This is a genomic window from Acutalibacter sp. 1XD8-36, assembly GCF_009917525.1.
In the GTDB taxonomy this organism is placed as follows: domain Bacteria; phylum Bacillota; class Clostridia; order Oscillospirales; family Acutalibacteraceae; genus Acutalibacter.
Window position 1 is genome coordinate 191,472 of sequence record NZ_QZDU01000001.1, and the last position, 23,137, is coordinate 214,608.

A 23,137-nucleotide genomic window follows, 5' to 3' on the forward strand; every position below is an offset into this window, starting at 1 on the left:
TTTCAGTTGTTATATAGATTCAAGGACCTTTGCGAATATCTCCAGTCCACGGTTTATCTCATCCTCGCTTATAGTCAGCGGAGGCAGGAACCGAACCAGCTCCTTTGCTGTGAGCACCAAAAGTCCATGTTGGGCGCATTTTATTAATACGTCATGTGCATCGCCGGATTTGAGCTTTATGCCCAGCATAAGCCCCATGCCCCGTACAAAGTCTACCTGAGGCAGAGCTTCCAGTCTCTCAGTCAAAATGCGCCCCTTTTCCTGCACACTCTGCAAAAACTCCGGGCAACGCACCCGTCTGACAACCTCTCTTGCTCCTGCACAGGCCACCGGGTTGCCGCCGAAGGTAGAGCCCTGCTGTCCGGGATTTAATATGTTTCTGAGCTTTTCCGTAACTAAACATGCGCCTATAGGCAGGCCACCGGCCAAGCCTTTTGCGCTGGTAACAACATCCGGGCAGACTCCGTAGCCCTGATAGCTGTAGAAATGCCCTGTGCGGCCAACACCGGTCTGTACCTCGTCGATTATTAGCAGTACATCTCGCTCATCACAAAGCCGCCTCAGGCCGCTGAGAAACTCTGGGGCAATGGGTACAACCCCTCCCTCGCCCTGTACAGTCTCTATCATAATGGCGCAGACGCTTCCGTCAAGAAGAGCATCTATTGCTTCAATTTCTCCAGACTGGGCGTACACAAACCCCTCGGTCAGCGGAAGAAAATCCTTATGAAATCCCTCCTGACCGGTTGCGGCAAGAGTGGTCAGCGTTCGGCCGTGAAAGGAATTTTCCAGAGTGACTATCTTATGCGCACCGCGTTTCTCACCGTATTTACGCGCTATCTTGATGGCGCACTCGTTGGCCTCAGCCCCAGAGTTGCAAAAAAATGCCTGGGCCATACCGGCGGCCTCACAGAGTTCCTCTGCCAGAGCAGTATTTTGCGGAGAGTAATAGTAGTTGCAAATATGCTGTATCTCCCCCGCCTGCTTAGAAACTGCCTCTGCCCAACCGGGGTCACTGTAGCCAAGGCTGTTTACCCCTATCCCTGAGGTAAAATCAATATACTCCCTGCCATCTATATCCCAGGCTGTGGCATTCCTTCCCTTTGTCAGGGCAACATCAACTCTGCCATAGGTGTGGATGATGTATTTCTGCTCCTGCTCTTTAATTTGCTGAAAAGTCATAAGATATCTCCTTTAATAGAACATGGTGCCAATGCCCTCGTCGGTGAACAGCTCCACCAGTATGGAGTGGGCAATGCGCCCGTCGATGATATGTGCCCGGCCCACTCCCCTGCGTACCGCGTCTACACAGCAGTCTATCTTCGGTATCATCCCACCGTTTATTACGCCCTCCTTTTTCAGGCGCCGCACATCACTGACGTTCACCACCGGTATAAGCGTGCTCTCGTCGTCCCTATCCCGAAGCAGGCCGCAAACATCTGTCATGAGTATCAGCTTCATTGCCCCCAGCTCAGCGGCAATGCGGGCAGCGGCAATGTCTGCGTTGATATTGTACACCTCTCCGTGATAGCCAGCCGCAACGGTTGAGACAATGGGGATATAGCCGTTTTGCGCGGCATTACGCAGGATATCCACGTTGACCTCTCTAATCTCTCCCACAAACCCCAGGTCCTCCTCCAGTTTATCAGCCTTTAATAGGGAGCCGTCTAAACCGCAAAGGCCGATGGCTTTTCCTCCGGCACTCTCCAGAAGCTGCACCAGGTCCTTATTCACCTTCCCTGCCAGTATCTGCTGCACAATACCGATGGTCTCCTCGTCTGTATAGCGCATTCCGCCAATGAACCTGCTCTCCTTGCCAATCTTATTCAGCATGGCGTTTATCTCAGGCCCGCCGCCGTGGACCAGCACAACATTTATACCCACAAGCTGCATAAGCACTATGTCGCTCATAACAGCCGACTTCAGCTCGCCGTCCAGCATGGCATTGCCGCCGTACTTCACCACTACCGTAGCTCCCGCGTATTTTTTGATATATGGCAGGGCCTGTACAAGTATATTGGCCCGCTCACTGTTGGATACCTGCATTTTGATTCACCCTTTTTAGTTTATGGACTGGATATCTCCCCATGCTGAAATCATCATAAATACGACCAGCACAAAGAAAATAATCAGAAGAAAATTTGCCCCGATACCGCCCAACAACAGCCTGCGCCAGAGCTTACAGGCCCTGTGCCGGGTAATCAGGTGGGTTATTATGCCAGCGATAAGCAGTCCTGCTGTAAGCATAGATGGCACGGCATATAGCAGTAGCACCCCTGTAGCTGTAAAGAACAGCATAAGCATGACAATAAAATTAAGATACAGCAGCACTGAAAACACCGCCGGGGCTATATCCCACCGGCCTTTAATGCCCAGCTTTTCTAACATATGACCCTCCTTAGGTGCGGTAGTCGGCGTTTATCTTTACATAGTCATAGGTCAGGTCGCATCCATAGGCCTCAGCGGATATGCTGCCCATATGCAGGTCTATCTGTGCCTCTATTTCAGACTCCTTGAGGACTTCAAGGGCAAGCTCCTCGGAAAACTCTATCCCCATACCTGCCCTGACTACCTCCACTCTCCCCTTTGCAGACTTAAAGGCTATGTCTATCTTTTCCACGTCCAAATCCGCTCCAGAATAGCCTATGGCGCACATAGCACGGCCTCCGGCATTGGCGTCAGCACCGAAGAAAGCGGCCTTCACAAGGGTGGAGCTGCTCACAGAGCGGGCAACAGTGCGGGCGGTTTCCAAGTCAGGAGCGCCGTCTACACGGTAGACTATGAGCCTTGAGGCACCCTCACCGTCCTTTGCCATCATCATGGCAAGCTTGCGGCCCACAGCCTCCAGAGCAGCTACAAATGCGTCATAGTCTGTTCCCTCTAAAACTATTTCATCATTTCCGGCAGCTCCATTTGCCAGTACCACAAAGGTGTCGTTAGTGGAGGTGTCACCGTCCACATCTATCATGTTGAAGGTTGCGTCTGCGGCAGTCTTGACCGCCTTTTGCAGCATATCAGGCGCAATAGCACAGTCAGTAGTCACAAAGCATAGCATAGTTGCCATGTTTGGGTGTATCATGCCGCTGCCTTTTGATATGCCGCCTATGTTTACTGTCTTGCCGCCTATCGTGAATTTAACTGCGGCTTCCTTTGGCACCGTATCCGTAGTCATTATGGCTGTGGCAGCAGAATGAGAGCCGTCCTCCTTCAGTGACGCCTTCAGCTCAGCCATACCCTCGGCAATGGGCTCAATAGGCAGCGACGGGCCAATAACCCCCGTTGACGCAACAACTATGTCCTCCGGCTTTAAATCCAGCGCCGAAGCTGCTACGCGGCACATCGCCTCTGCCTTTTCAATGCCATCCTGGGCGCAGGTATTTGCAATGCCCGAGTTGCAGATGATAGCCTGGGCTCTGCCGTCAGCTATATTCTTCCGGGTTACAGTAATGGGTGCGCCCTTCACCAGGTTGCGGGTATAGACCCCGGCGGCGGAACACGTGCGGTCGCTGAGTATCAGGGCCAAATCAGGCTTGGTCTTGTTCCTGCGGATGCCGCAGTGTATGCCGCTCGCAGAGAATCCTTTAGCGGCAGTTACGCCGCCTTTTATAAATTCCATTTCCTATTCTCCTAAACTGATAATTTAAAATGCCGGGGGTATAAGCCGCAGACCGGCAGTTTCGTCTATGCCAAATGCAAGGTTCATATTCTGTATCGCCTGTCCTGCTGCACCCTTAACCATATTGTCTATGGCTGAAACAGCTACAAATGTCCCGGTGCGCGGGTCGGCAAAAAGTGAGATATCACAGAAATTCGTATAGCGCACATTCTTCACGTTAGCAGCTTGTCCCTCTGGCAGCAGCCGTAAAAAGAACTCTCCACTATACCTTTTTTCATAGGCCTCACGTATCTTTTCAAGCGTCGCGCCCGGGGTAAGCTTTGCATAGCAGGTAGCCAGTATACCGCGGTTAATTGGCAGCAGGTGCGGCACAAATGTCAGCTTCAGCCCTTGCCCAGCTATTTTTGACAGGGTCTGCTCCATCTCCGGGGTATGCCGGTGGCTGGCTACCTTATAGGCTGTAAAGCCCTCGTTCAACTCAGGGTAATGGTTGCCCTGAGTTGGCTTGCGCCCCGCGCCGGTCACACCGGACTTGCAGTCGGCAATTATGCCCTCCGGCTGAATAAATCCTGCCTCCAGAGCTGGCGCTATAGCCAACGGTACTGCCGTAGTATAGCAGCCGGGATTGGCGATAAGCCTTTTCCCTTTGATTTGCTCCCGGAACAGCTCTGGCAGGCCGTATACTGCCTCATTGTGCAGAGCCTTATCGGTAAAGCCGCCGCCGTACCACTCCAGATATTCGTCCTCACTCTCCAGCCTGAAATCTGCTCCCAGGTCGATAAAGACCTTCCCGGCTCTCATACATTCAGCCGCCAGCTCCTGGGAAAGTCCGTGGGGCAGCGCTGCGAAAATAACGTCACTTTGCTCTACCACCTGCTCCTGTGTCCCGCATATCATGTCACACATATGAAAGTATGCCGGGTAGACCTCAGAGAGCGCCTTGCCCTCAAAGCTCACGGAGCTTATTGCTGACAGTTCCGCCTCAGGATGACCAATTATCAGCCGACAGAGCTCCGCTCCCGCGTAGCCGGTAGCGCCGACCACCCCGGCCTTTATCTTATCCATGCCCTTTTTCCTCCTTATCCAGCAGATCCAACACACATGCCGCCTGGGCCCTCACATTCTCCGGTGCAGGCCCGCCAAGCACCTTACGGTCGCCCACGCACTTATCCAGGGATATAGCTTCATATACGCCTTCATCGAAGGCCGGATGTACACGCTTGTACTCCTCAAGAGGCAGGCTCTCAAGTGTCTCTCCCCGCTCAATGCACAGGGCTACCAATTCTCCGGTTATTTTGTATGCGTCTCTAAATGGCAAGCCCTTTGCAGCCACCAGCCAGTCCGCGCAGTCTGTAGCGTTTATAAAGCCTCCGGCTGCTGCCTTACGCATATTCTGCTCTAGGACTGTCATTGTATCGAGCATCGGTATAAGGGGCGTAAGGCACAGCTTCAGCGTGTCCACCGCGTCGAACACGGCCTCCTTGTCCTCCTGCATGTCCTTGTTATAGGCCAATGGCAGCCCCTTCATCATAGTCAGTAGCGCAGTCAGGTCGCCAATCACACGCCCTGATTTCCCCCGGATTAACTCGGCTAAATCCGGGTTTTTCTTCTGTGGCATAATGCTTGAGCCGGTGCAGTAAGCGTCATCCAGCTCGATGAACTTAAACTCCCATGAGCTCCAGAGTACCAGCTCCTCACAGAGCCTGGACAGGTGCACCATACATAAAGATACTGCAAAGGCAATCTCCGCGCAGAAATCCCGGTCAGACACGCCGTCCAAACTGTTCTTTGTGGGCGCCGGGAAACCCAACAGCTCCGCAGTCAGCTCACGGTCCAGGGGGTACGTTGTCCCTGCCAGGGCGCCGCTGCCAAGGGGACACTTGTTCATACGCTTCAATGCGTCCTCAAATCTGGAAATGTCCCGTATCAGCATCTCGGCATAGGCCAGCAGATGGTGCCCAAAGGTGACCGGCTGGGCGCGCTGCATGTGGGTATAGCCGGGCATAACTGCCGCACTGTACTTCCCGGCTTTTTTGCAGAGCACCCGGAGCAGTCCTCGAAGCTGCTCTATTAGTGACAAACAGTCCTCCCGCAGAGTCAGCCGGATATCCAGAGCCACCTGGTCGTTGCGGCTTCGGCCGGTGTGCAGGCGCTTGCCGGTGTCGCCGAGCCTTGCGGTGAGCTCCTGTTCAACAAAGGTATGGATATCCTCAGCGTCCGGGTCAATAGCAAGCGCTCCGCTGTCTATATCATTCCGTATTTTCTTCAGCTCAGCACATATTTTTTCGCTCTCCTCAGCGCCGATAATACCCTGCCGCCCAAGCATTGTGGCATGGGCTATACTGCCCTCTATGTCATGCCTGTACATGCGGCTGTCAAAGGCGATACTGGAGTTGAAATCGTTGGTCCTTGGGTCAGCTTCCTTTTTGAAGCGCCCTTTCCATAGCTTCATCTCTGTTCCTCCACCGTCAAGAAATCAAGTTCCCTGCTGCCTGAGCATCCGGCAAAGTCTAAAAACGCTTCCCGGTAGTCGCGCATATGGTCCGTAAGAGAGGGGGCGAACTCTCCATCCCGGGCCATCGTGATGAACTCGTCAAAGGTCACCCACTTGGCGTCACAAGTCTCGCCCTGCTGGAACCGTACATTGCTCAAATCCACATCCATGCGCACACCAAAATCCCGGCCTATATAAGGCCAGCTGCAGGAGCAGCCCAGCAGGGTTATCTGCTCCTCAGATACCGTCAGGCCGGTCTCCTCAAAGAGCTCACGAATAACCGCGTGCTCAGGGCCCTCTCCGGCCTGCACGTGCCCGGCGGGATTTTCCCATTTGCCGGGGGCATAGCTTTTGTCCATGCTGCGCTTGGTGAGGAATATATGCCCGCTGCTGTCCATTATCCAAATGCCCACAGCCATGCGGTATTCTTCAGGCCCTAGAGGTGCTTTCTTATCCTTTACTATGCCAGTAGCCCTTCCATCTTTATCATATATGTCTATCAGTTCCATTTGCAATACCCTTTACTTATCGTATGTCAAACCCTTCTTTGCCTGTACCTTGATGGGCAGTCCAAACAGGTTGATGAAACCTGCGGAGTCGGCCTGATTATATACCTCGTCCTCGTCAAAGGTAGCAATATCTTCATCATAAAGAGAATAAGCTGAGGTCACGCCAGCGTCAATGATATTGCCCTTATATAGCTTTAGCTTTACGTCACCGGTAACAGTTTCCTGGGTGCTGTCTACAAAAGCAGACAGGGCCTGACGCAATGGCGTGTACCACTGGCCGTTATATACCAAGTCGGCAAATTTCAGAGCAATCTGCTGCTTATAGTGATATGTCTCCTTATCAAGGCAGAGCTCCTCAAGCTTATTGTGGGCATGGTAGAGTATAGTGCCCCCGGGAGTTTCATAAACACCGCGGGATTTCATACCTACTAAGCGGTTTTCTATAATATCCGCAAGACCAATACCGTTCTTACCGCCCAACTCGTTGAGCTTCGTCACCATATCAGTGCAGGAGAGGGTCTCGCCGTCAAGCGAGGTGGGCACGCCCTTCTCAAAGTGGAGAGTGATGTAGGTGGGCTCGTCCGGGGCCTGTTCGGGAGATACTCCCAGCTCCAGGAATCCAGGCTTATTATACTGAGGCTCATTGGAGGGGTCCTCAAGGTCCAGGCCCTCATGGGACAGGTGCCAGAGGTTCTTGTCCTTAGAGTAGTTGGTCTCACGGTTTATCTTTAAGGGAATATTGTGGGCCTCGGCGTACTCTATCTCCTCCTCGCGGGACTTGATGTCCCAGATACGCCAGGGGGCGATAACAGTCATGTCCGGCGCATAGGCTTTTATTGCCAGCTCGAAACGCACCTGGTCGTTGCCCTTGCCGGTGCAGCCATGGCAGATGGCGTCGGCGCCCTCCTTCTTGGCTATTTCTACAATACCCTTGGCTATAATTGGCCTTGCAAAAGACGTACCAAGCAGATACTTGTTTTCATATACAGCTCCGGCCTTTACCGTGGGATATACATAATCCTGTATAAACTCCTCTTTCAGGTCCAGTACATAGAGCTTTGAAGCACCGGTCTTCTTAGCCTTTTCCTCCAGGCCGTCCAGCTCGGTACCCTGCCCTACGTCACCTGAAACTGCAATAACCTCACAGTTGTTATAGTTCTCCTTTAGCCATGGAATGATGATAGATGTATCGAGACCGCCTGAGTATGCCAGCACAACTTTTTTTATTTCCTTAGCCATAGTTAAAATCCCTTTCTCGTAGTTTTCTTTCTTACATTATTATACAACGAAATTCCAAAAAATCAAGGGCCAAAATGAATAATTATTCATTTTGGCCCTTTTGACATACACTTATTCAAGTCCGGCGGTAATTTCGGGAAACTTGCCCCTAAGGAAATGCCTGTATGTGGGGATATCCCGAGCCTCCTCATACTGCTCCTTGATGCAGCTGTCTATCCAGGCGAGCGTTTTCTCCGGAAGCTCCTCATACCGGCGTATAAGTATCCGCCCCTCCCCGGCGGCGGTAAGTATGGCCTCATAGGCGTCCGGCACGTATTCGCAGCCAAGGACCGGCACGGACTCTGAGGTAATCACAGCGTCCGGGATGTCCGGGAGCTCCTCCATGCCGGACACCTCGCCCGCGGCGTAGATATAGCCAGGAACCCCCTTATAGGTGTCCTCCAGAGCCCCCGGCCAGTATTCGTCCATGCGCACAAGGCCGTTATAAAAGCCGTAGCTGCCCCACTTGCGCATGGTTCCTTCTATCGGAAAGCCCGTCTCCTTGCAGTACTTCTCGATGGCGTTGGAGAGGTATGGCAGCACATTTTCTCTCTTTTTTGACAGATACACCAACGGTTTTCCATGATTTGAGACCCTGGGTTCCAGCACCTCAATACAGTGAACAGGGCTGGCGTGATAGAACATGGCTACTCCTCCTCTCTTAAGTTCAGGTCATACTCCTTTACAGGACCGTACAGCCGCTCATCCACCCTAGCTGTCAGCCTTAGGCCGTCCTCCACATATTCCTCGCTTAGCACAGCTCCCTCCTCCCGGAGCCTTGCCGCAAGGCCGCTTTTTGCGAAGGGCAACAGCAACTCCACCTCGAAGGTCTTCTCGGGCAGGCTATCTTCAACAGCTTGTAGAAGCCTGTCAATACCGTCGCCGTTCAGCGCACTTATACGCACCGCCCCGGGCAGGCGCGGTGCCAGTTCCTCGTCCTTCACCGCGTCCCACTTGTTCAGCACCGGTACAACAGGACGCTCCCCAGAGCCCAGGCTGCGCAGAAGGTCCTCGGTCACTTGTAAATGCTCCCTAGCCTCGGGGCTGGACGCATCACAGATGTTCAGGAGTATATCCGCCGTTGCCGCCTGCTCAAGAGTTGACTTAAACGCCTCAACCAGGTGGTGCGGCAGCCGGCGTATAAGCCCAACCGTGTCAATGAGCATCACTGTCTTGCCGCAGGGCAGCTTTAGGGCCCTGGCAGTCGGGTCCAGCGTGGCGAACAGCTTATTCTCTGCCAACACCCCAGCCTGTGTAAGCCTGTTCATAAGGGTGCTCTTACCCGCGTTGGTATAGCCCACCAGCGCTACAGATACCACTGAATTTTTCTTTCTCCGCTTCCCGGTAACGACCCGGGCTGCCTCGGCCTCGTCGAGCTGCTCCTTTAGGCTGCCTATCCTGCGCCGTATATGCCTTCTGTCTGTCTCAAGCTTGGTCTCACCAGGGCCTCTGGTGCCAATGCCTCCGCCTAGCCTTGAGAGGGCAGTACCCCGGCCCGTGAGCCTTGGCAGCATATAGCGAAGCTGGGCAAGCTCAACTTGGAGCTTGCCCTCACGGCTTCTTGCCCGCTGGGCGAAGATGTCCAGAATCAGCATTGTGCGGTCAATCACCCGCACACCAAAAAGCTCCTCCAGGTTGCGTATCTGGGTGGGGCTCAGTTCTCTGTCGAAGATACACAGGTCCAGTTTTTCCCGCTTTATGAGCTCCGCGGCCTCCTGAGCCATGCCGGAGCCGATACATGTAGCTGAATCCGGGGCCGGACGCTTCTGCATCAGGGTGAAGGCCGGGTCAGCTCCGGCGCTCTCAGTGAGCTCCCCAAGCTCTGCGAGAGAGGCCTCCGCGTCATACTCCCCAGTATCCAGGGCCACCAGCAGTGCCCGCTCCATAGCCTCCTCATTTTCAAACATAATACCCCTCCTCTATAATAGGTATGTTATTTTCCGTTCAGCTCCGCATACTGCAAGACATTGCGGCAAAGGAACATCACTAATAGCGCGATGGGTACATTGGCAGCTATCATACCCAGCAGCATTCCAACAGCCCCGGGCAGAAGCTCCATGCCCATGGCAAACGCACCCAAAATAATTCCGGGCACAGCCATCACCATCAGGGAGATGATATAGAAAAACAGTATCAACCCCTTGGAGCGCACCGTGCCGAACACCCTCTCCACCAGCATATTTCCAGATGTGAACAGCAGGGAGAAGGATATCCGCGCCAATATGCACAGAACTGTTTCCAGCGGGCTCATATTTAGAATCAGTCCGATGGGCACAAACAGGCATACCGCCTCTACACAGTCTGACACCAGGGTCTCGGCTGTAGCCCAGAGCAGCTTTTTAAGCGGAGGCTCCGGTATGAGATAAATATACGGCTTGGATATCTCCCAGTTAAATCTGCCCATGCTCTCAGAGAACATCTGCATATATGTGCTCATGGTGAATACTGCCACAAACGCAGCGGTATTGCTCTCCTCGTCCGAGAACATAAAGCTGTACATCACCGCGCTGCCGATGATTATAAGCATGAATATCATAGTCATTTTTGAGAACAGGAATACCCCTGAGCGCCGGTTTTCCAGCAAATGCTTGTAGAACAAGGCGCTGGAGCCGCTGCCTTTCCCCAGGCCGGTCTTGCCTACGCGCACCTTCTTGGGGGTAACCTCAGCAGGCTGGCCCTCTTTCTTGGCGGTGATGGCTGACTGGGCTACCTCTGCGGTCTGCAGCACATCCTCATAATAGTTGTTTTTGTTCTTTATTACCAGCAGGAGTGCTGCGGCAAAGGCGGCTGCCATCAGCAGGGCGCAGATGCCTACCATGGCGTAATCCCCTGTAAAGATGCCGCCGATGACCCCCGCGGCCCAGCCGGACACCGGGAAGAACACGCCTATGCTGGAGAGGAAGTCAGCCCCGGCCTCCAATACCCCGTACAGCGCAAACGAGAACATATCGTCGGAGTTGGCTCCCACGGTGACCCGGGGAGCGCAGTTGTAGAGCAGCCAGGCCACAAAACCCACGGTCACGCCGTAAACGAAATAACGCACCAATCGCCGGGCACTGTCATTACCGCTGGTGCGGGTATAGGCGGCCATGGCGCAGACCTGTCCCAAAAACAGGCACATGGCATAGCCCAGCACTATCAGTATCAGGTGCACGTATTCAAGGCCGTAGGCCGCATGGAGCCAGCTGTACTGGAACAGCAGGAAAAAGCCCAGCAGCAGGGAAAGGCCCAGCTGCCGCGTGAGGCCATAGAAAAGGACCTTGTTGGGTTTTAGCGGCGACGGAAACAGCATACTCACGTCGGAAAGTGTGAACATTGGGTAATTTCCAGCCCCTCCATTTAGGCCGTTAATAAAGGTCATAAGGAACATAAGGCTGTAGAACAGGACCATAATTGCCGTCAGCTCATATAGAGGCCGGGGCTCCATGTGAGTGTCCCGCCCGCCTATAACTGTAATTGCCAGCATTGCCGCCAGAAATACCACATAAAACAGCTTCGCCGGGTGTTTTACTGCCTCTTTCAGCTGGTTTTTCAGCTTAACTACTGTGAGATATACCAGAGGGCTTCTCATTGTGCACCTCCCTCTGTTATCTGGAAGAACAAATCTTCAAGGCTCTCCCCTTCGCTGCCGTCGTTGAGCATGGTTGCGGCGAAGCGGCCGTTCATCATGATATTAGCCACGTCCCAATAGTCTTCGACACTGTCTATCATATGGGTGCTTATGAGCACGGAAACGCCGTCATCCTTGAGCTCCCTGAAGATATTCTTCAGCTCCTTTATAGCGTGCGGGTCCAAGCCAACCATCGGCTCATCAAACACGGCAACGCGGGGCTTATGGCAGAGGGCACAGCAGATAGACAGCTTCTGCTGCATACCTTTAGACAGCTCCTTACCCAGCTTATCCTTCTTGTCCCAGAGTTCCAGACGCTCTAGAAGCTGCTGGGAATAGGCCTCATCCTGCACCTTGTATGCCCTGCGGATGAACTCCAGATGCTCGGACACTGTGAGAAGGTCATACACCGCGGGCATTTCCGGGATATATCCCAGCTGACGCTTGGCCTCAACTGTATTATTCAGCGCGCCGTTTATCTCTATACGCCCGGTAAATCGCAGAAGGCCAGTTATACATTTAATAATTGTGGACTTCCCCGCACCGTTAGGCCCCATTAAAATTCCTATCTGTCCGTCTCCAACAGCAAAGCTTATATTGTCGTTTGCTATGTTCTTACCGTACTTTTTTGTTACTCCGCTAATTGACAGCATAAATAAACCCCTTTCTCTTATTCACAGACATCTAAGCCATATCTTAGCACAGTAAAAGGGCTCTAGGCAAGAGCCCTTACAAAATTGTAAGACATATGACAGATTTATGAATAGCATTAAATAAATAAGGTTTCCAATCAGGTGTCCTTTTTAGGTTTATTCAGATTCTTGCGGGCCCATGTAATGAAGGCTATAGTTGTGACGATAGCGGCAAGTATATCCGCAATGGGCTCTGCAATGAAAACGCCAAACAGCTTGTTCTCAAAAAATACCGGCATTATAAATATCAGCGGTATCAGCAGAACTATTTTCCGAAGCAGTGCCATCAATAGCGAGACCTTGGCCTGTCCCAGGGCCAGGAAGGAATTTTGAAATGACCCCTGAAACCCGAAAGCAAATACACCGGCAAGGAAAATACGCATTGCCCATACGGTCGTCTCTGTCAGCGCGGCGTCGCTCGTAAACATGCCCACGAATACCTGAGGCACCAGCATAAGCGCCAGCCAGAACACAGTGCCGTAGGTAACGGCGGTGATGGTCAGCAGGCGGACTGATTTTTTTACGCGGTCAAACTTCTGCGCGCCATAGTTGTAGCTTGTAATAGGCTGGGCGCCCTGAAAAAGTCCCTGCATCGGCAGATTGACAATTTGTATGACGCTCCCCAGCACGGTATACGCCCCTACTGCAATATCTCCCCCATATTTGAGCAGGGATGTATTTAGCACAACGCTCAGCAGACTCTCAGTGCTCTGCATAATAAATGGCGATACCCCCAGCGCCAGTACCGGCAGCATTATCTGCGGGCTTATTCTCATGCAGTGCTTTTTTATATGCAGATTGGTTCTCTTCCCGGTCAAAAACCTGATGACCCAGGCCGCTGAAACTCCCTGGGAGATGATTGTCGCCAGAGCCGCACCCTGTACACCCATGTTAAACATGAAAATGAACACCGGGTCCAGGATTATGTTCAACGCCGCGCCTATGACTACGGTTAGCATACTTGTCTTTGCAAAGCCCTGAGTGGTGATAAACATGTTCATGCCAAGGGCTATCTGCACAAAGACTGTTCCGATTATATATATCTGCAGATAATCATTGGCATAGCCTATGGTGTTTTCACTGGCTCCAAAAGCCCACAGGATAGGCTCACCAAATATAAGAAATACTGCTGTTAGCGCAACTGCCACTATAAGCAGACTTGTAAAGCAGTTACCGAGTATCCTCTCTGCTTTCTCGTTATTCTGCTGGCCCATTGCTATAGCGGCCTGCGGAGCGCCGCCCATTGCCACCAGCGAGCTGAATGCCATTATCAGAATGATTATCGGAAAGCAGATTCCTACACCTGTCAGCGCATTTGAGCCTATTTCCGGGATATGCCCGATATAGATGCGGTCCACAATATTATACAGCATATTCACCAGCTGGGCGGTTATCGCCGGAACAGCCAGGGTGAACATAAGCCGACCTATACTGTCAGAGCCAAGGTCCTGCTCCCTCTTAACCTTTGCCTGGTCTCTCAAGGCTATTCATCCTCCTCACTTTCGTCTTCATCCTTGGGCGGCAGTTTAATAATAAGCAGCCTGGACAGCCGTCTGTCCTCTACTCCCAGTACCTTTATGCTCAGTCCGGCCACCTCCACCTGGGGCTGCTCCCCCTCTTTGGGGATGTACCCCAGCAGCTCTGTTACAAGTCCGCCGATGGTGTCATAATTTCCTTCAGGAAGCTCTACATCGGTCAGGTCCGATATCTCGTCAATAGACGCTGTACCGTCCACAGTAAACTCGGTCTCACTGACCCGGTGTATTTCCTCCTCCTCGTTGTCATACTCATCCTGGATATTCCCTACTATGGACTCCATCAGGTCCTCAAGGGTTATCAGTCCGGCAGTACCGCCATATTCATCCACTATAATAGCTATCTGCACCTTGCGCTCAGTCATTTCGGTAAAGAGCTGGCTGCACTTTTTCGTCTCAGGAATAAAATATGCCGGGCGCATGAGCTTAGTAACGGAAACCACCTTGGGCACCGTTACTCCCACATACGGCAGCAGGTCCTTCACATAGCATATGCCCACTACCGAGTCGATATCCTCATGGTACACAGGCACACGGGAACAGCCGTGCTCCAGGGCCACAGCTACAATTTGGGTGATGTCAGCGTCGTCAGGTACGGCGGCAATATCTGTGCGGTGAGTCATTATCTCTCCGGCGGCAGTATCGTTAAAGTCCAGGATATTGGCTATCATATCCTTCTCTGTCTCCTCAATAACGCCCTTCTCCTCGCCCTCGCCTACCATCTGCAGTATCTCCTCTTCGGTTACTGCGTCGTCAAGGCTATGTGGGTCTATGCGCAGCAGTCGCAGTATGCCGTTTACAATGACATTAGTCGCCGCAAGGAACGGCATAGCAGCATATGACAACCTGCCGATGAGCTTAGCGTGCCGGTATGCAAAGTTCTGGGCCCAATGTCGGGCGATTTTCTTCGGAAGAAGGTCGCACAGCATAAAAAACAGCAGAATATATCCCAGCGCAGACAGCAGGCTGCCAAGGCACCAGCGCAGACCAGCCTGCATCGTATCCGGGAATAGTCCGGCTATTGGACGCTGCAAGGCCGTAATACAAAAGGCAAGTCCAAAAAGCCCGCACAGGAGAAGGCCCGACTGCAAAGGCGACACAACGGTCTCTTGGGCCTCGATAATCTTTAAAAGAGCTTTCACCTTCTTATCCCCGGATTCGGCGTCGCGCTTCACCCTAGAAAATGACAAGCTGTATACAGCCGAGGCTCCGGCAGCATAGAAAGCTGACAGGAACATAAAAATAATAGTCAGTATCAGTAATATGGCGGTAGTACCGTCAGGGTCTTCTGGCATGGTGGTGGAAACTCCTTTCCTTATTGGAAAATTTTATATATCACTATTATTGTACAGGAAAAGGTGTGTAATGTCAATCACAAACTCATTTCTTTCGGAACACATCCAGCGTATGGTGCGACCAGCCCACCATATCCTGGCGCTCGCATATCGTCAGGTGATACCTTAGATACAGCTCATAGGTCTCATCATCCATCGCGTCTACAGTTTCGCGCATATGCTCAGTAAATCCGTCGGCAGCAATGAAATGGATCTGCTCCACCGGCAGCATTTCACGCAGGCTGTCGATATGCTCCTTTCGGTACAGCTGGAAGATATCCCATGGGTCCGAGCGGGGCGTAAAGGTTTCCATATCCAGCATACCCTTATCCATGAGTTGGCGTATATTGCCCTTGATAAATCCAAAACCAATAATGCTGGGGTCGCCCATACAGTATGCCGTAAATATCACTCCTCCAGGCTTTGTCACCCTGACCGCTTCAGCCAGGGCCTTCTCCTGGTCCTCCCGGGTGAACAGATGGTACATCGGCCCCAGCAGCAGGGTCACGTCATAGGTGCTGTCAGTATAATTTATCAGTTCCCTTGCGTCGCCCTGAGTAATTTTGACTGGCTCACCCGGCTGAGTATTGTTCTTGAATACCTCAATATTGCGCTCCAAAAGCTCCACCGCGTCAACCTCGTACCCATCCCGGGCCAGCGCATGGCTATATCGGCCTGTTCCCGCGCCAATTTCCAGCACGCGCATACCGGGATGCAGGTACTTATTAATGTACCTCATAGTGGTAATAAACTCAACCCTGCCGTGCTTTGGCTCCAGCCTGCTGTCTTCGTCATAGCCGCCATAGTACCTGTCAAGATAGTCCTTTGTCTGCATATTAGCGCCTCCAATAAAATTTAAACCAACAAAAAACAGTGCAGTGGGTATTACCCCGTCTGCACTGCTGGCTTTGCCTGGAAAATATATCACCCGGCCAATAGCACACACAGCAACACAGACCTACTCCTGCACCAATAGGTGAAGGTAGGCCACTGGAACATGGCATTCAGTTTTGCCGTGAGTGATATCATCAGCAATAGCTCCTCAATGTTGATTTTTTGCATTATAGCACCATAGGCTGGCTATGTCAAGTTTTTTCTCTCAGCTTCGGAACACCATACAGCACCGCCCAGCAGACAGCCGCTATTAGAGGTATTCCAATAAGATAACCTGGGCTGCCCAGAAAGCGCTCAAACCAGCTTAGCGGGTTGCCCTCCCCCGCCCGTGCCAGGAACATAAAGTTTGTGCCAAAAGCCATGTTAAAACAGGCTACAAGTACCGTCACAACCAGCGCTGCTGGAAGTGTACGAATAAACCTCTTAAAGCTGGGCTGAAATCCGCCTGATATCAGAAGAAGGGGATATAAAAGTAGCAGGATATGTGCCGTAAAGCTATGAATACACAGTGCGTTCCAAAGGGGCAGATAGTTCCAGCCAGGAAATGCAAGCGCAAAAAACGCTCCTGGCAGGCACACTGCATACAGCACCTCCTGCAGCAGTTCGTTTGGCTTTATAGCGTCAGCTGCTATGAGAAAAATGTTAATGCTGCACAGGTGCAGCGGCAGAAACGAGGGCCGGAAGTCCCCGCTATATATGGCTATGCCATATTTGAACAATTCATCGCATATCAAAAGCACCGCCAGCACCTTGCGGAATGTCAGCCTCTCATTTTCCCTAAGCCTTCTGTAAACGGCGCAAATGACTGCGCAAAGTAGCACAGCGCTTCCAAGCCAAACAATATGCCCCGGGCAGAAGTGGGAAAAACCCGGGGCATCAGGCGGCAAAGTGTATTCAGTTTCCCAAAAATATGAGGTCTCCATTTTTCACACTCATATGGGCATAGTGGCCCCACAGTTTATGTGTATTCTTGCCAGCCAAAGTATAAATATACAGTGTTTACGCGCAGCAGCAGTTCTTAGTCACTATGACCTCACCCCTGGAATTTGGATTATCTCTGATAATCTCTCCCACTCCGGGCACTGAAATATGCCCAGAAAGCGGATTCTTAATGCTGACGATAGGCGCCGTCAGAGTCGCTTCTACTTCGGAACGCTCGAAGCTCAGGTCTGTATCTATCATCTCACAGCCGATTAGCTTCAGGCACTTGCAGTAGCATAGAGGCTGAGTCCCGATTATCTTGCAGTTCTCAAAGGTGACGTTCTCACAATACCAGGCCAAGTATTCTCCCTTTATAACGCTGTTGCGGACAGTGACGTTTTTCGCGTGCCAGAACGCATCCTTTGTGTCAAAGTTGCAATTCTCAAAAACTGAATCCTCAATGTACTGGAAAGAATATTTCCCCTTGAGGGTCACGTTGTCGAAGCGGAGCTTATTTGAACGCATCATAAAGTATTCGCTCTCCGCAAAGCTGTCCTTCATCTCAATGCCATTGACAGACCAGCCAAATTCCGGCGAGACAATATGGCAATCCCGCATCTTGATGTCTGAGCATTCCCTAAGGGCCTTAATACCATGGAGCTTGCTTTCGTTTATCTCCACATGATTGGAGTACCAGAGCGCTGCACGGCAGAGCTCCGTCATCTCACAGTTGTCAATAGACGCCCCTTCGTCATGCCAGAACGGATACCGCAGGTTGAAAAAGCAGTCTTCCACCCTAACATCACGGCACTCTTTAAAAGCGCTCTCGCCATCGGCGGGTCCGTCAAACCTGCAGTGTTTTACCGTAACCTCTGCGCTCCCATAGAATGCGCGCTCCTCGTCGAATGTTTTGTTCTCAATTACTGTCATATTACTATACTCCTTTATGCCAAAAGCAGGTAGCTTTTCTAATGTCTACCATTATACTCCACTTTTCTAAAAAATGCAAATACCTTTGGCGCATAGGTTAATATGCCTATAGAGTATAGCTCACTCTTTTGAATTTTCACCAGAATTCTTCTGCTCATGCATAGTGCGTATCAGCTCCTTCTGCTGTCTGCGGCGTTCCCTAGCCTCACGGCGCTTTTTAGCCGTTGCCAGCAGGATTATAATAACTATTAAACCCAGCAGCATGAGCGTTGGCAGATGGGTCACAATAAACAGTCCCAGCTCCTGGAAGAACCTGCCGATATCTTTAGCGTTGTCCTTCATGCCCCGGATAGCCCTGCTGCCCCAGCTCTCCGGCTCCGGCTCGGTGAGCTCACCCACTTCATGTACAGACAGATGTACAGTGCTGTAGTTTATCTGATTATCAAAAACCCGCAGCGTCGACTCATAGTTTTGCAACTGATACCGCACAGTCGTAAGCCTGTCCTCAATGCTCATAATATCCGTCAGGTTATCAGCTTCCTCCAGGAGCTCCATAAGGCGCTCCTGTTCCACCAGCAAGGCGTCTCTATAGCTCTCCGCGTCCACATAGCTGAGGGTAACGTCCTCCTCCTGTACTGAGCGCTGGAGGACATTGCAGGTCTCGCCTATCTCCTGTAAAAAGCCGCTCAGCTTGTCCGCAGGGATGCGCAGGGTCAAATCGCTGCTGCGCTCATGCTGGCTATAGGCATACATATTCGATGACTCAATATACCCTCCTGTCCCGGCTACATGGGACTCCAGCCAGGACATAAAGGAATCATATTCCCTGGTCTCGGCCTGCATGTCAACTGTGGTTATCAGCTTCCTGTCCTGAGGACGTACCACCTCTATGCCACCAGGCTCAGCCGCCTCATCAAAGCCCTCCTCAGACATCTCCATATCGGCTGAAGTACTCTCACCAGAAGATGTGGAGTTGCTGGCTGAGTAGCTTTTATTGCCTCCGCCGCAGGCCCCAAGACTCAGCAAAATTACTACTGCAAGGCTGAGGGCTAAAACTATTTTTCCTGTGTGCTTCATATCCTGACCTCCTGTTCTAATATAGTTTACTATATTATATCAAGAGATATTGTATATTTCAACGGATATATCGCAACTGTAACCTGTGGTTACAGGATTGTAAGCCTCAGAATTTCACCTTGCTTTTCCTGTTTGCCCCAAGTACCCCGCCGATGGCTCCGCTGAGCAGCAGCGCGGCAATTTTTCCCGCGCTGGCAGGGCCTAATTCCACCTGAAAAACCAGCACAGATACGGCTCCCGCGCATATAAGAAATACCGCTCCCGCTCCCAGGCCTAGCAGCAGACCCTTCTCGCGCACAGATATCGTGGACAGAAAGCCTCCCAAAAACACCGCGGCGCAGGTGGCAATCGTGGTGATAATCGTAACTGAGCCTCTGGGCAATGACCCGGAACGGCACACAAAAAAGGCTATAGCCGACAGAAGCACAAGGCTGGCTCCGGTGGTGACAACCGTGGAAAGTATCAAAGCTCTTACCCATTTCATAACAAAAAGACCTCTCAGCTCTTAGTATGTGTAATACATAATATGGGCTGCGAAGTCTTTTTATTCTAGAATATTGCCAAAAATCAGGCGTCGTCCTCATGCACGGTGTCAACGCTGCCGATAGCCCAGCGCTTGACACGGAGCTTGGACTTGTCGCTGCCTGTCTCAATAATGACCGACTCGGACTCGTCCTTTACCGCAACGATACGCCCGCAAATACCGCCGATAGTGGTAATCTCGTCACCGACCTGGGCGTTCTTGCGCATTTCTGCTTCCTTTTTCTTCTTCTTACTCTGAGGACGGAAGAAAATAAAGTACAGCGCCACGAAGAAAAGGCCGTAGACTAAAAGCATTACAATAAGGCTCATGCCACCGCCGCCCTGGGCTGCTGAAGCGTCCAGTAAATTAAGGTTGTACATTGTTTGTGAACACATCCCTTCCAATGATTACTACTGATTATATCAGGAAACCCGCAAACTTGCAAGCATTTATTTTTTAGGGCTATATCCTTCGGCTGAGCGCCTCGATATTCTCCGCATAAAACGCCTCAAAACGGTCCTCGTCCAAAGCACCGCGTATCTTTTTTAGCAGGTTATTGTAGAAATACAGGTTGTGCATAACCGTAAGGCGCATGGCGAGCATCTCTCCGGCTTTGAACAAGTGGTGGATATAAGCCCTGGTGAATCTTTGGCAGACCGGGCAGCCGCACTGTTCGTCCAGCGGGGACTCGTCCAGGGTATACTTGGCGTTAAGCATATTCCGGCAGCCCTCCATGGTAAATGCGTGCCCATGCCTGGCATTCCTGGTTGGCATAACACAGTCAAACAAATCCACGCCCCGGCGCACGCCCTCAAGAATGTTTGCCGGTGTGCCCACGCCCATTAAATAACGTATCTTATCCTTTGGCATATGAGGCTCTATTTCCTCGATAACCGCGTACATCTCCTGGGCAGGCTCTCCCACCGCAAGGCCTCCTATGCCGTAGCCGTCCAGGTCCATACTGGCTATCTGTTTCATATGCTCCACCCGCAGGTCGCGGTAGGTACAGCCCTGGTTTATGCCAAAGAGCATTTGCTTTGGATTAAGCGTGTCCTCCCGGGCATTGAGCCTTGTCATTTCAGCCTTACATCTTTCCAGCCACCGGGTTGTCCTGGCACAGGACATCTTTGCATAGCTATACTCTGCCGGGTTTTCCACACATTCGTCGAAAGCCATTGCAATGGTTGAGCCCAGATTAGACTGTATGCGCATACTTTCTTCCGGTCCCATAAATATCTTGTGCCCATCGATATGGGAGGCAAAGGTAACTCCCTCCTCCCTGATATTGCGAAGTTTGGCAAGGGAAAACACCTGGAACCCTCCGCTGTCCGTAAGCACCGGACCCTCCCAGCCGGTAAACTTCCTTATGCCGCCGAGCTTCTTTACAGTTTCGTCTCCCGGGCGCAGGTGCAGGTGATAGGTATTGCAGAGCTGCACCTGGCAGTCCAGCTCCTTTAAATCCCAGGCTGAGACAGCGCCTTTTATGGCCCCTGCCGTTGCAACATTCATAAATCCAGGGGTCTGCACCGTGCCGTGCACAGTGACAAATTCCCCCCGGCGGGCAGCGCCCTCAGTTTTTATCAGTCGGTACATTGAAACCTCCATCTGTTTTTTCTCTGGCTATTATACACGTTATTCCAGCTTATTTCAACTATTTATTGAAATAAGCATATATGTCTGATAAAATAAGCTAAGGCAAAATTAAGCTTTATGGCCTATAATACAGGATGAGGTGATAGCTATGAGGCTACTTTACGCAGAGGACGAGCCTGCCATGTCCGAGGCCGTAGTCGATATCCTGACCTACCATAAGTACATCGTCGAGCCGGTATATGACGGACAGTCTGCCCTGGACTATGCCCTTAGCGGGCAGTATGACGGCATAATACTCGATATTATGATGCCTGTTCTCAGCGGGCTTGAGGTGCTTCAAAAGCTCAGAAGCGCCGGGTGTCAGACTCCGGTACTGCTTCTCACAGCCAAGTCCGAGACAGAGGACCAAATCCAGGGCCTGGACCTTGGCGCAGACGACTATCTTCCCAAGCCCTTCCCTATGGAGCTGCTTTTAGCCAGGGTACGCGCCCTTCTCCGGCGCAGGGCCGGGTATACTCCAAGCCTGCTAAACTGCGGTAACATTACCTTGAATCAGAAAAGCTGCGAGCTTTCCTGCAACGGACAGTCATTTGTATTGTCAAAGCTTGAGTACCGATTAATGGAGCTTTTGATGCTGAACAGAAGCATATACCTCTCCACAGAAGACATATTGTGCAGGGTATGGGGCTATGATACCAACGCAGAGCTGGGCGTTGTGTGGGTATATATATCATACCTGCGCAAGCGGCTTTCAGCTCTGGGCGCAAATGTCGCCATAACCGCCAAGCGCGGCGTGGGTTACACCCTGGAGGTGCCGGAATGATAAGGTCACTCCAAAGGAGATTTGTAATCGCTGCAATGATTGCCATAACCGGGCTGATACTCCTACTGCTCGGGGCAATAAACGCCGCAAACCTGGTACTTATAAGCCAGCGCGTAGACCGCACCCTGGAGCTGCTCTGTGATACCGTCGGCGATACCGGCAGCCCGCCGCCTATGCCGAAGCCCGCGCCAGACGGCAGACCATTCCCCTTCGGAGCGCATAATGACCGCAATGGCGATTACAACGCCTTTATATCCTCAAACTTCTTTGTGGTACGCTTCGGGGCAGATAGGGAGCCTATATTCGTGGATGTAAGCAGCCTCTATGCTATCAGTGAGAATGAAGCCCTGGAGCTTGCCAGCGAAGTGTTGGACCGGGGCTGCAGCCGGGGCGAATACAGACAGTTTCGCTACCTCATTAAGGATGTGCCAATGCACAATACTGTGGCGGTATTTCTTGATACGTCCAGAGAAAGCGGCTCATTCTGGCGTGTGCTTTTGCTTTCAGCAGGTATTGGTCTTGCGGGATGGGGACTGATGCTGGCGTTTGTGGTGCTGCTGTCAAAAAGGGCCATCCGACCAATCGCTGAAAATATTCAACGTCAGAAACAGTTTGTAACAAACGCGGGACACGAGATTAAAACTCCTCTGGCTATCATACAGTCCAACACCGAGGCCATGGAGCTATATAACGGCGAAAACAAATGGAGCCGAAATATCAAGGAGCAGACCTCTAGGCTGAGCGGCCTGGTAAAAGACCTGCTATTGCTGGCCCGAATGGACGAGGGCACAGTACAGGTAGAGCCCAGCGATTTCTCCCTCAGTGAGCTGTTTGAGAGCTCGCTTGATGGCTTCTTTCAACCTATAGATGATAAAAGTATCATGCTTAACAGAAATATTCCTGGAGGTATCACCATTCATGCCGACCGAAAGCAGACGCGCCAGCTTATTTCGATTCTACTTGACAACGCCGTAAAATATACAAATGACGGAGGCGAAATCACCGTAGCTCTAGAAAAAGCTGAGAGCCGGGTGATTCTGCGCCTGCAAAATACCTGCACCACACTGCCAGACGTGCCGCCTGACAAACTCTTCGACCGCTTTTACCGCGCCGACACTGCACGCACACAGAAAAGCGGCGGGTACGGTATCGGGCTGGCTGTGGCACGCTCTTTGGCAGAGGCAAGCCGCGCGGTTATTTCTGCAAAGTATATCATGCCGAACAAGGTCTGTTTTACAGTAAAGTTTAGACATTAGCAGGGGTATTCACATATTTTTCACAGAAGCGTCCCGGAATGTTCACTGGGCGCTT

Annotated in this window: 23 protein-coding genes; 2 read left to right on the forward strand and 21 right to left on the reverse strand. The window is 51.7% G+C overall.

Translation table 11 applies throughout. The features are described 5' to 3' along the window. Window positions 1-9: 9 nt before the first annotated feature. The 21 genes from D5270_RS01145 to tgt form a co-directional block, all read right to left on the reverse strand. Window positions 10-1,179: an aspartate aminotransferase family protein gene (locus D5270_RS01145; protein ID WP_166542361.1), complete on the reverse strand. Its 1,170-nt coding sequence runs from the start codon at window positions 1,177-1,179 to the stop codon at window positions 10-12. A 12-nt stretch (window positions 1,180-1,191) separates the two neighbouring features. Next, entirely contained in the window at window positions 1,192-2,043 is an 852-nt protein-coding gene (argB, locus tag D5270_RS01150; protein ID WP_166542362.1) for an acetylglutamate kinase, read from the reverse strand. Between the two features lie 15 nt (window positions 2,044-2,058). Further along, window positions 2,059-2,385, reverse strand: coding sequence for a hypothetical protein (locus D5270_RS01155; RefSeq protein WP_166542363.1), 327 nt, complete (start codon window positions 2,383-2,385; stop codon window positions 2,059-2,061). A gap of 10 nt (window positions 2,386-2,395) precedes the next feature. Next, window positions 2,396-3,613, reverse strand: a complete 1,218-nt coding sequence (gene argJ / locus D5270_RS01160; protein ID WP_166542364.1) for a bifunctional glutamate N-acetyltransferase/amino-acid acetyltransferase ArgJ — start codon at window positions 3,611-3,613, stop codon at window positions 2,396-2,398. Window positions 3,614-3,637: 24 nt separating this feature from the next. Then, window positions 3,638-4,678, reverse strand: coding sequence for an N-acetyl-gamma-glutamyl-phosphate reductase (gene argC, locus D5270_RS01165; protein WP_166542365.1), 1,041 nt, complete (start codon window positions 4,676-4,678; stop codon window positions 3,638-3,640). After that, window positions 4,671-6,065: an argininosuccinate lyase gene (gene argH / locus D5270_RS01170; protein ID WP_166542366.1), complete on the reverse strand. Its 1,395-nt coding sequence runs from the start codon at window positions 6,063-6,065 to the stop codon at window positions 4,671-4,673. Before argH ends, argC begins: the two co-directional genes overlap by 8 nt. Beyond that, window positions 6,062-6,616 (reverse strand): NUDIX hydrolase, encoded by a 555-nt coding sequence (locus D5270_RS01175; RefSeq protein ID WP_166542367.1) that lies wholly within the window; start codon window positions 6,614-6,616, stop codon window positions 6,062-6,064. Before D5270_RS01175 ends, argH begins: the two co-directional genes overlap by 4 nt. Before the next feature lie 12 nt (window positions 6,617-6,628). Further along, window positions 6,629-7,855 carry an argininosuccinate synthase gene (locus D5270_RS01180; RefSeq protein WP_166542368.1) on the reverse strand — a complete coding sequence of 409 codons (1,227 nt, stop codon included), beginning with the start codon at window positions 7,853-7,855 and terminating at the stop codon, window positions 6,629-6,631. 111 nt (window positions 7,856-7,966) lie between these two features. Continuing rightward, the gene (locus tag D5270_RS01185) at window positions 7,967-8,539 is read right to left on the reverse strand and encodes a hypothetical protein (RefSeq protein WP_166542369.1); all 573 of its coding nucleotides are present in this window, start codon (window positions 8,537-8,539) and stop codon (window positions 7,967-7,969) included. A 2-nt stretch (window positions 8,540-8,541) separates the two neighbouring features. After that, window positions 8,542-9,801, reverse strand: coding sequence for a GTPase HflX (gene hflX, locus D5270_RS01190; RefSeq protein ID WP_166542370.1), 1,260 nt, complete (start codon window positions 9,799-9,801; stop codon window positions 8,542-8,544). 26 nt (window positions 9,802-9,827) lie between these two features. Continuing rightward, on the reverse strand, window positions 9,828-11,465 hold the full coding sequence (locus D5270_RS01195) for a putative ABC exporter domain-containing protein (protein WP_166542371.1): 1,638 nt from the start codon (window positions 11,463-11,465) through the stop codon (window positions 9,828-9,830). Beyond that, window positions 11,462-12,157 (reverse strand): ABC transporter ATP-binding protein, encoded by a 696-nt coding sequence (locus tag D5270_RS01200; protein ID WP_166542372.1) that lies wholly within the window; start codon window positions 12,155-12,157, stop codon window positions 11,462-11,464. The genes D5270_RS01195 and D5270_RS01200 overlap by 4 nt, the downstream gene beginning before the upstream one ends. A 137-nt stretch (window positions 12,158-12,294) precedes the next feature. Further along, the gene (locus D5270_RS01205; RefSeq protein ID WP_166542756.1) at window positions 12,295-13,614 is read right to left on the reverse strand and encodes an MATE family efflux transporter; all 1,320 of its coding nucleotides are present in this window, start codon (window positions 13,612-13,614) and stop codon (window positions 12,295-12,297) included. A gap of 65 nt (window positions 13,615-13,679) precedes the next feature. After that, window positions 13,680-15,026, reverse strand: a complete 1,347-nt coding sequence (locus tag D5270_RS01210; RefSeq protein WP_166542373.1) for a hemolysin family protein — start codon at window positions 15,024-15,026, stop codon at window positions 13,680-13,682. Window positions 15,027-15,111: 85 nt separating this feature from the next. Beyond that, window positions 15,112-15,900 (reverse strand): class I SAM-dependent methyltransferase, encoded by a 789-nt coding sequence (locus tag D5270_RS01215; protein WP_166542374.1) that lies wholly within the window; start codon window positions 15,898-15,900, stop codon window positions 15,112-15,114. A 250-nt stretch (window positions 15,901-16,150) separates the two neighbouring features. Continuing rightward, entirely contained in the window at window positions 16,151-16,882 is a 732-nt protein-coding gene (locus D5270_RS01220) for a YwaF family protein (RefSeq protein WP_243150040.1), read from the reverse strand. A gap of 76 nt (window positions 16,883-16,958) precedes the next feature. Then, the gene (locus tag D5270_RS01225) at window positions 16,959-17,810 is read right to left on the reverse strand and encodes a DUF3737 family protein (RefSeq protein WP_166542376.1); all 852 of its coding nucleotides are present in this window, start codon (window positions 17,808-17,810) and stop codon (window positions 16,959-16,961) included. Between the two features lie 120 nt (window positions 17,811-17,930). After that, complete coding sequence (locus D5270_RS01230) at window positions 17,931-18,887, reverse strand: DUF4349 domain-containing protein (protein ID WP_166542377.1); 957 nt, start codon at window positions 18,885-18,887, stop codon at window positions 17,931-17,933. Between the two features lie 106 nt (window positions 18,888-18,993). Further along, the gene (locus D5270_RS01235) at window positions 18,994-19,371 is read right to left on the reverse strand and encodes a TIGR04086 family membrane protein (protein ID WP_166542378.1); all 378 of its coding nucleotides are present in this window, start codon (window positions 19,369-19,371) and stop codon (window positions 18,994-18,996) included. 83 nt (window positions 19,372-19,454) lie between these two features. Beyond that, window positions 19,455-19,790 (reverse strand): preprotein translocase subunit YajC, encoded by a 336-nt coding sequence (gene yajC, locus D5270_RS01240; RefSeq protein ID WP_166542379.1) that lies wholly within the window; start codon window positions 19,788-19,790, stop codon window positions 19,455-19,457. An 82-nt stretch (window positions 19,791-19,872) separates the two neighbouring features. Beyond that, a complete protein-coding gene (tgt, locus tag D5270_RS01245; RefSeq protein ID WP_166542380.1) occupies window positions 19,873-21,003 on the reverse strand; it encodes a tRNA guanosine(34) transglycosylase Tgt in 1,131 nt (376 codons plus the stop codon). 148 nt (window positions 21,004-21,151) lie between these two features. Here tgt and D5270_RS01250 point away from each other — a divergent pair, with 148 nt between their 5' ends. Further along, window positions 21,152-21,826 carry a response regulator transcription factor gene (locus tag D5270_RS01250; RefSeq protein ID WP_166542381.1) on the forward strand — a complete coding sequence of 225 codons (675 nt, stop codon included), beginning with the start codon at window positions 21,152-21,154 and terminating at the stop codon, window positions 21,824-21,826. After that, the gene (locus tag D5270_RS01255; protein ID WP_166542382.1) at window positions 21,823-23,082 is read left to right on the forward strand and encodes a sensor histidine kinase; all 1,260 of its coding nucleotides are present in this window, start codon (window positions 21,823-21,825) and stop codon (window positions 23,080-23,082) included. The genes D5270_RS01250 and D5270_RS01255 overlap by 4 nt, the downstream gene beginning before the upstream one ends. The last annotated feature ends 55 nt before the right edge of the window (window positions 23,083-23,137 follow it).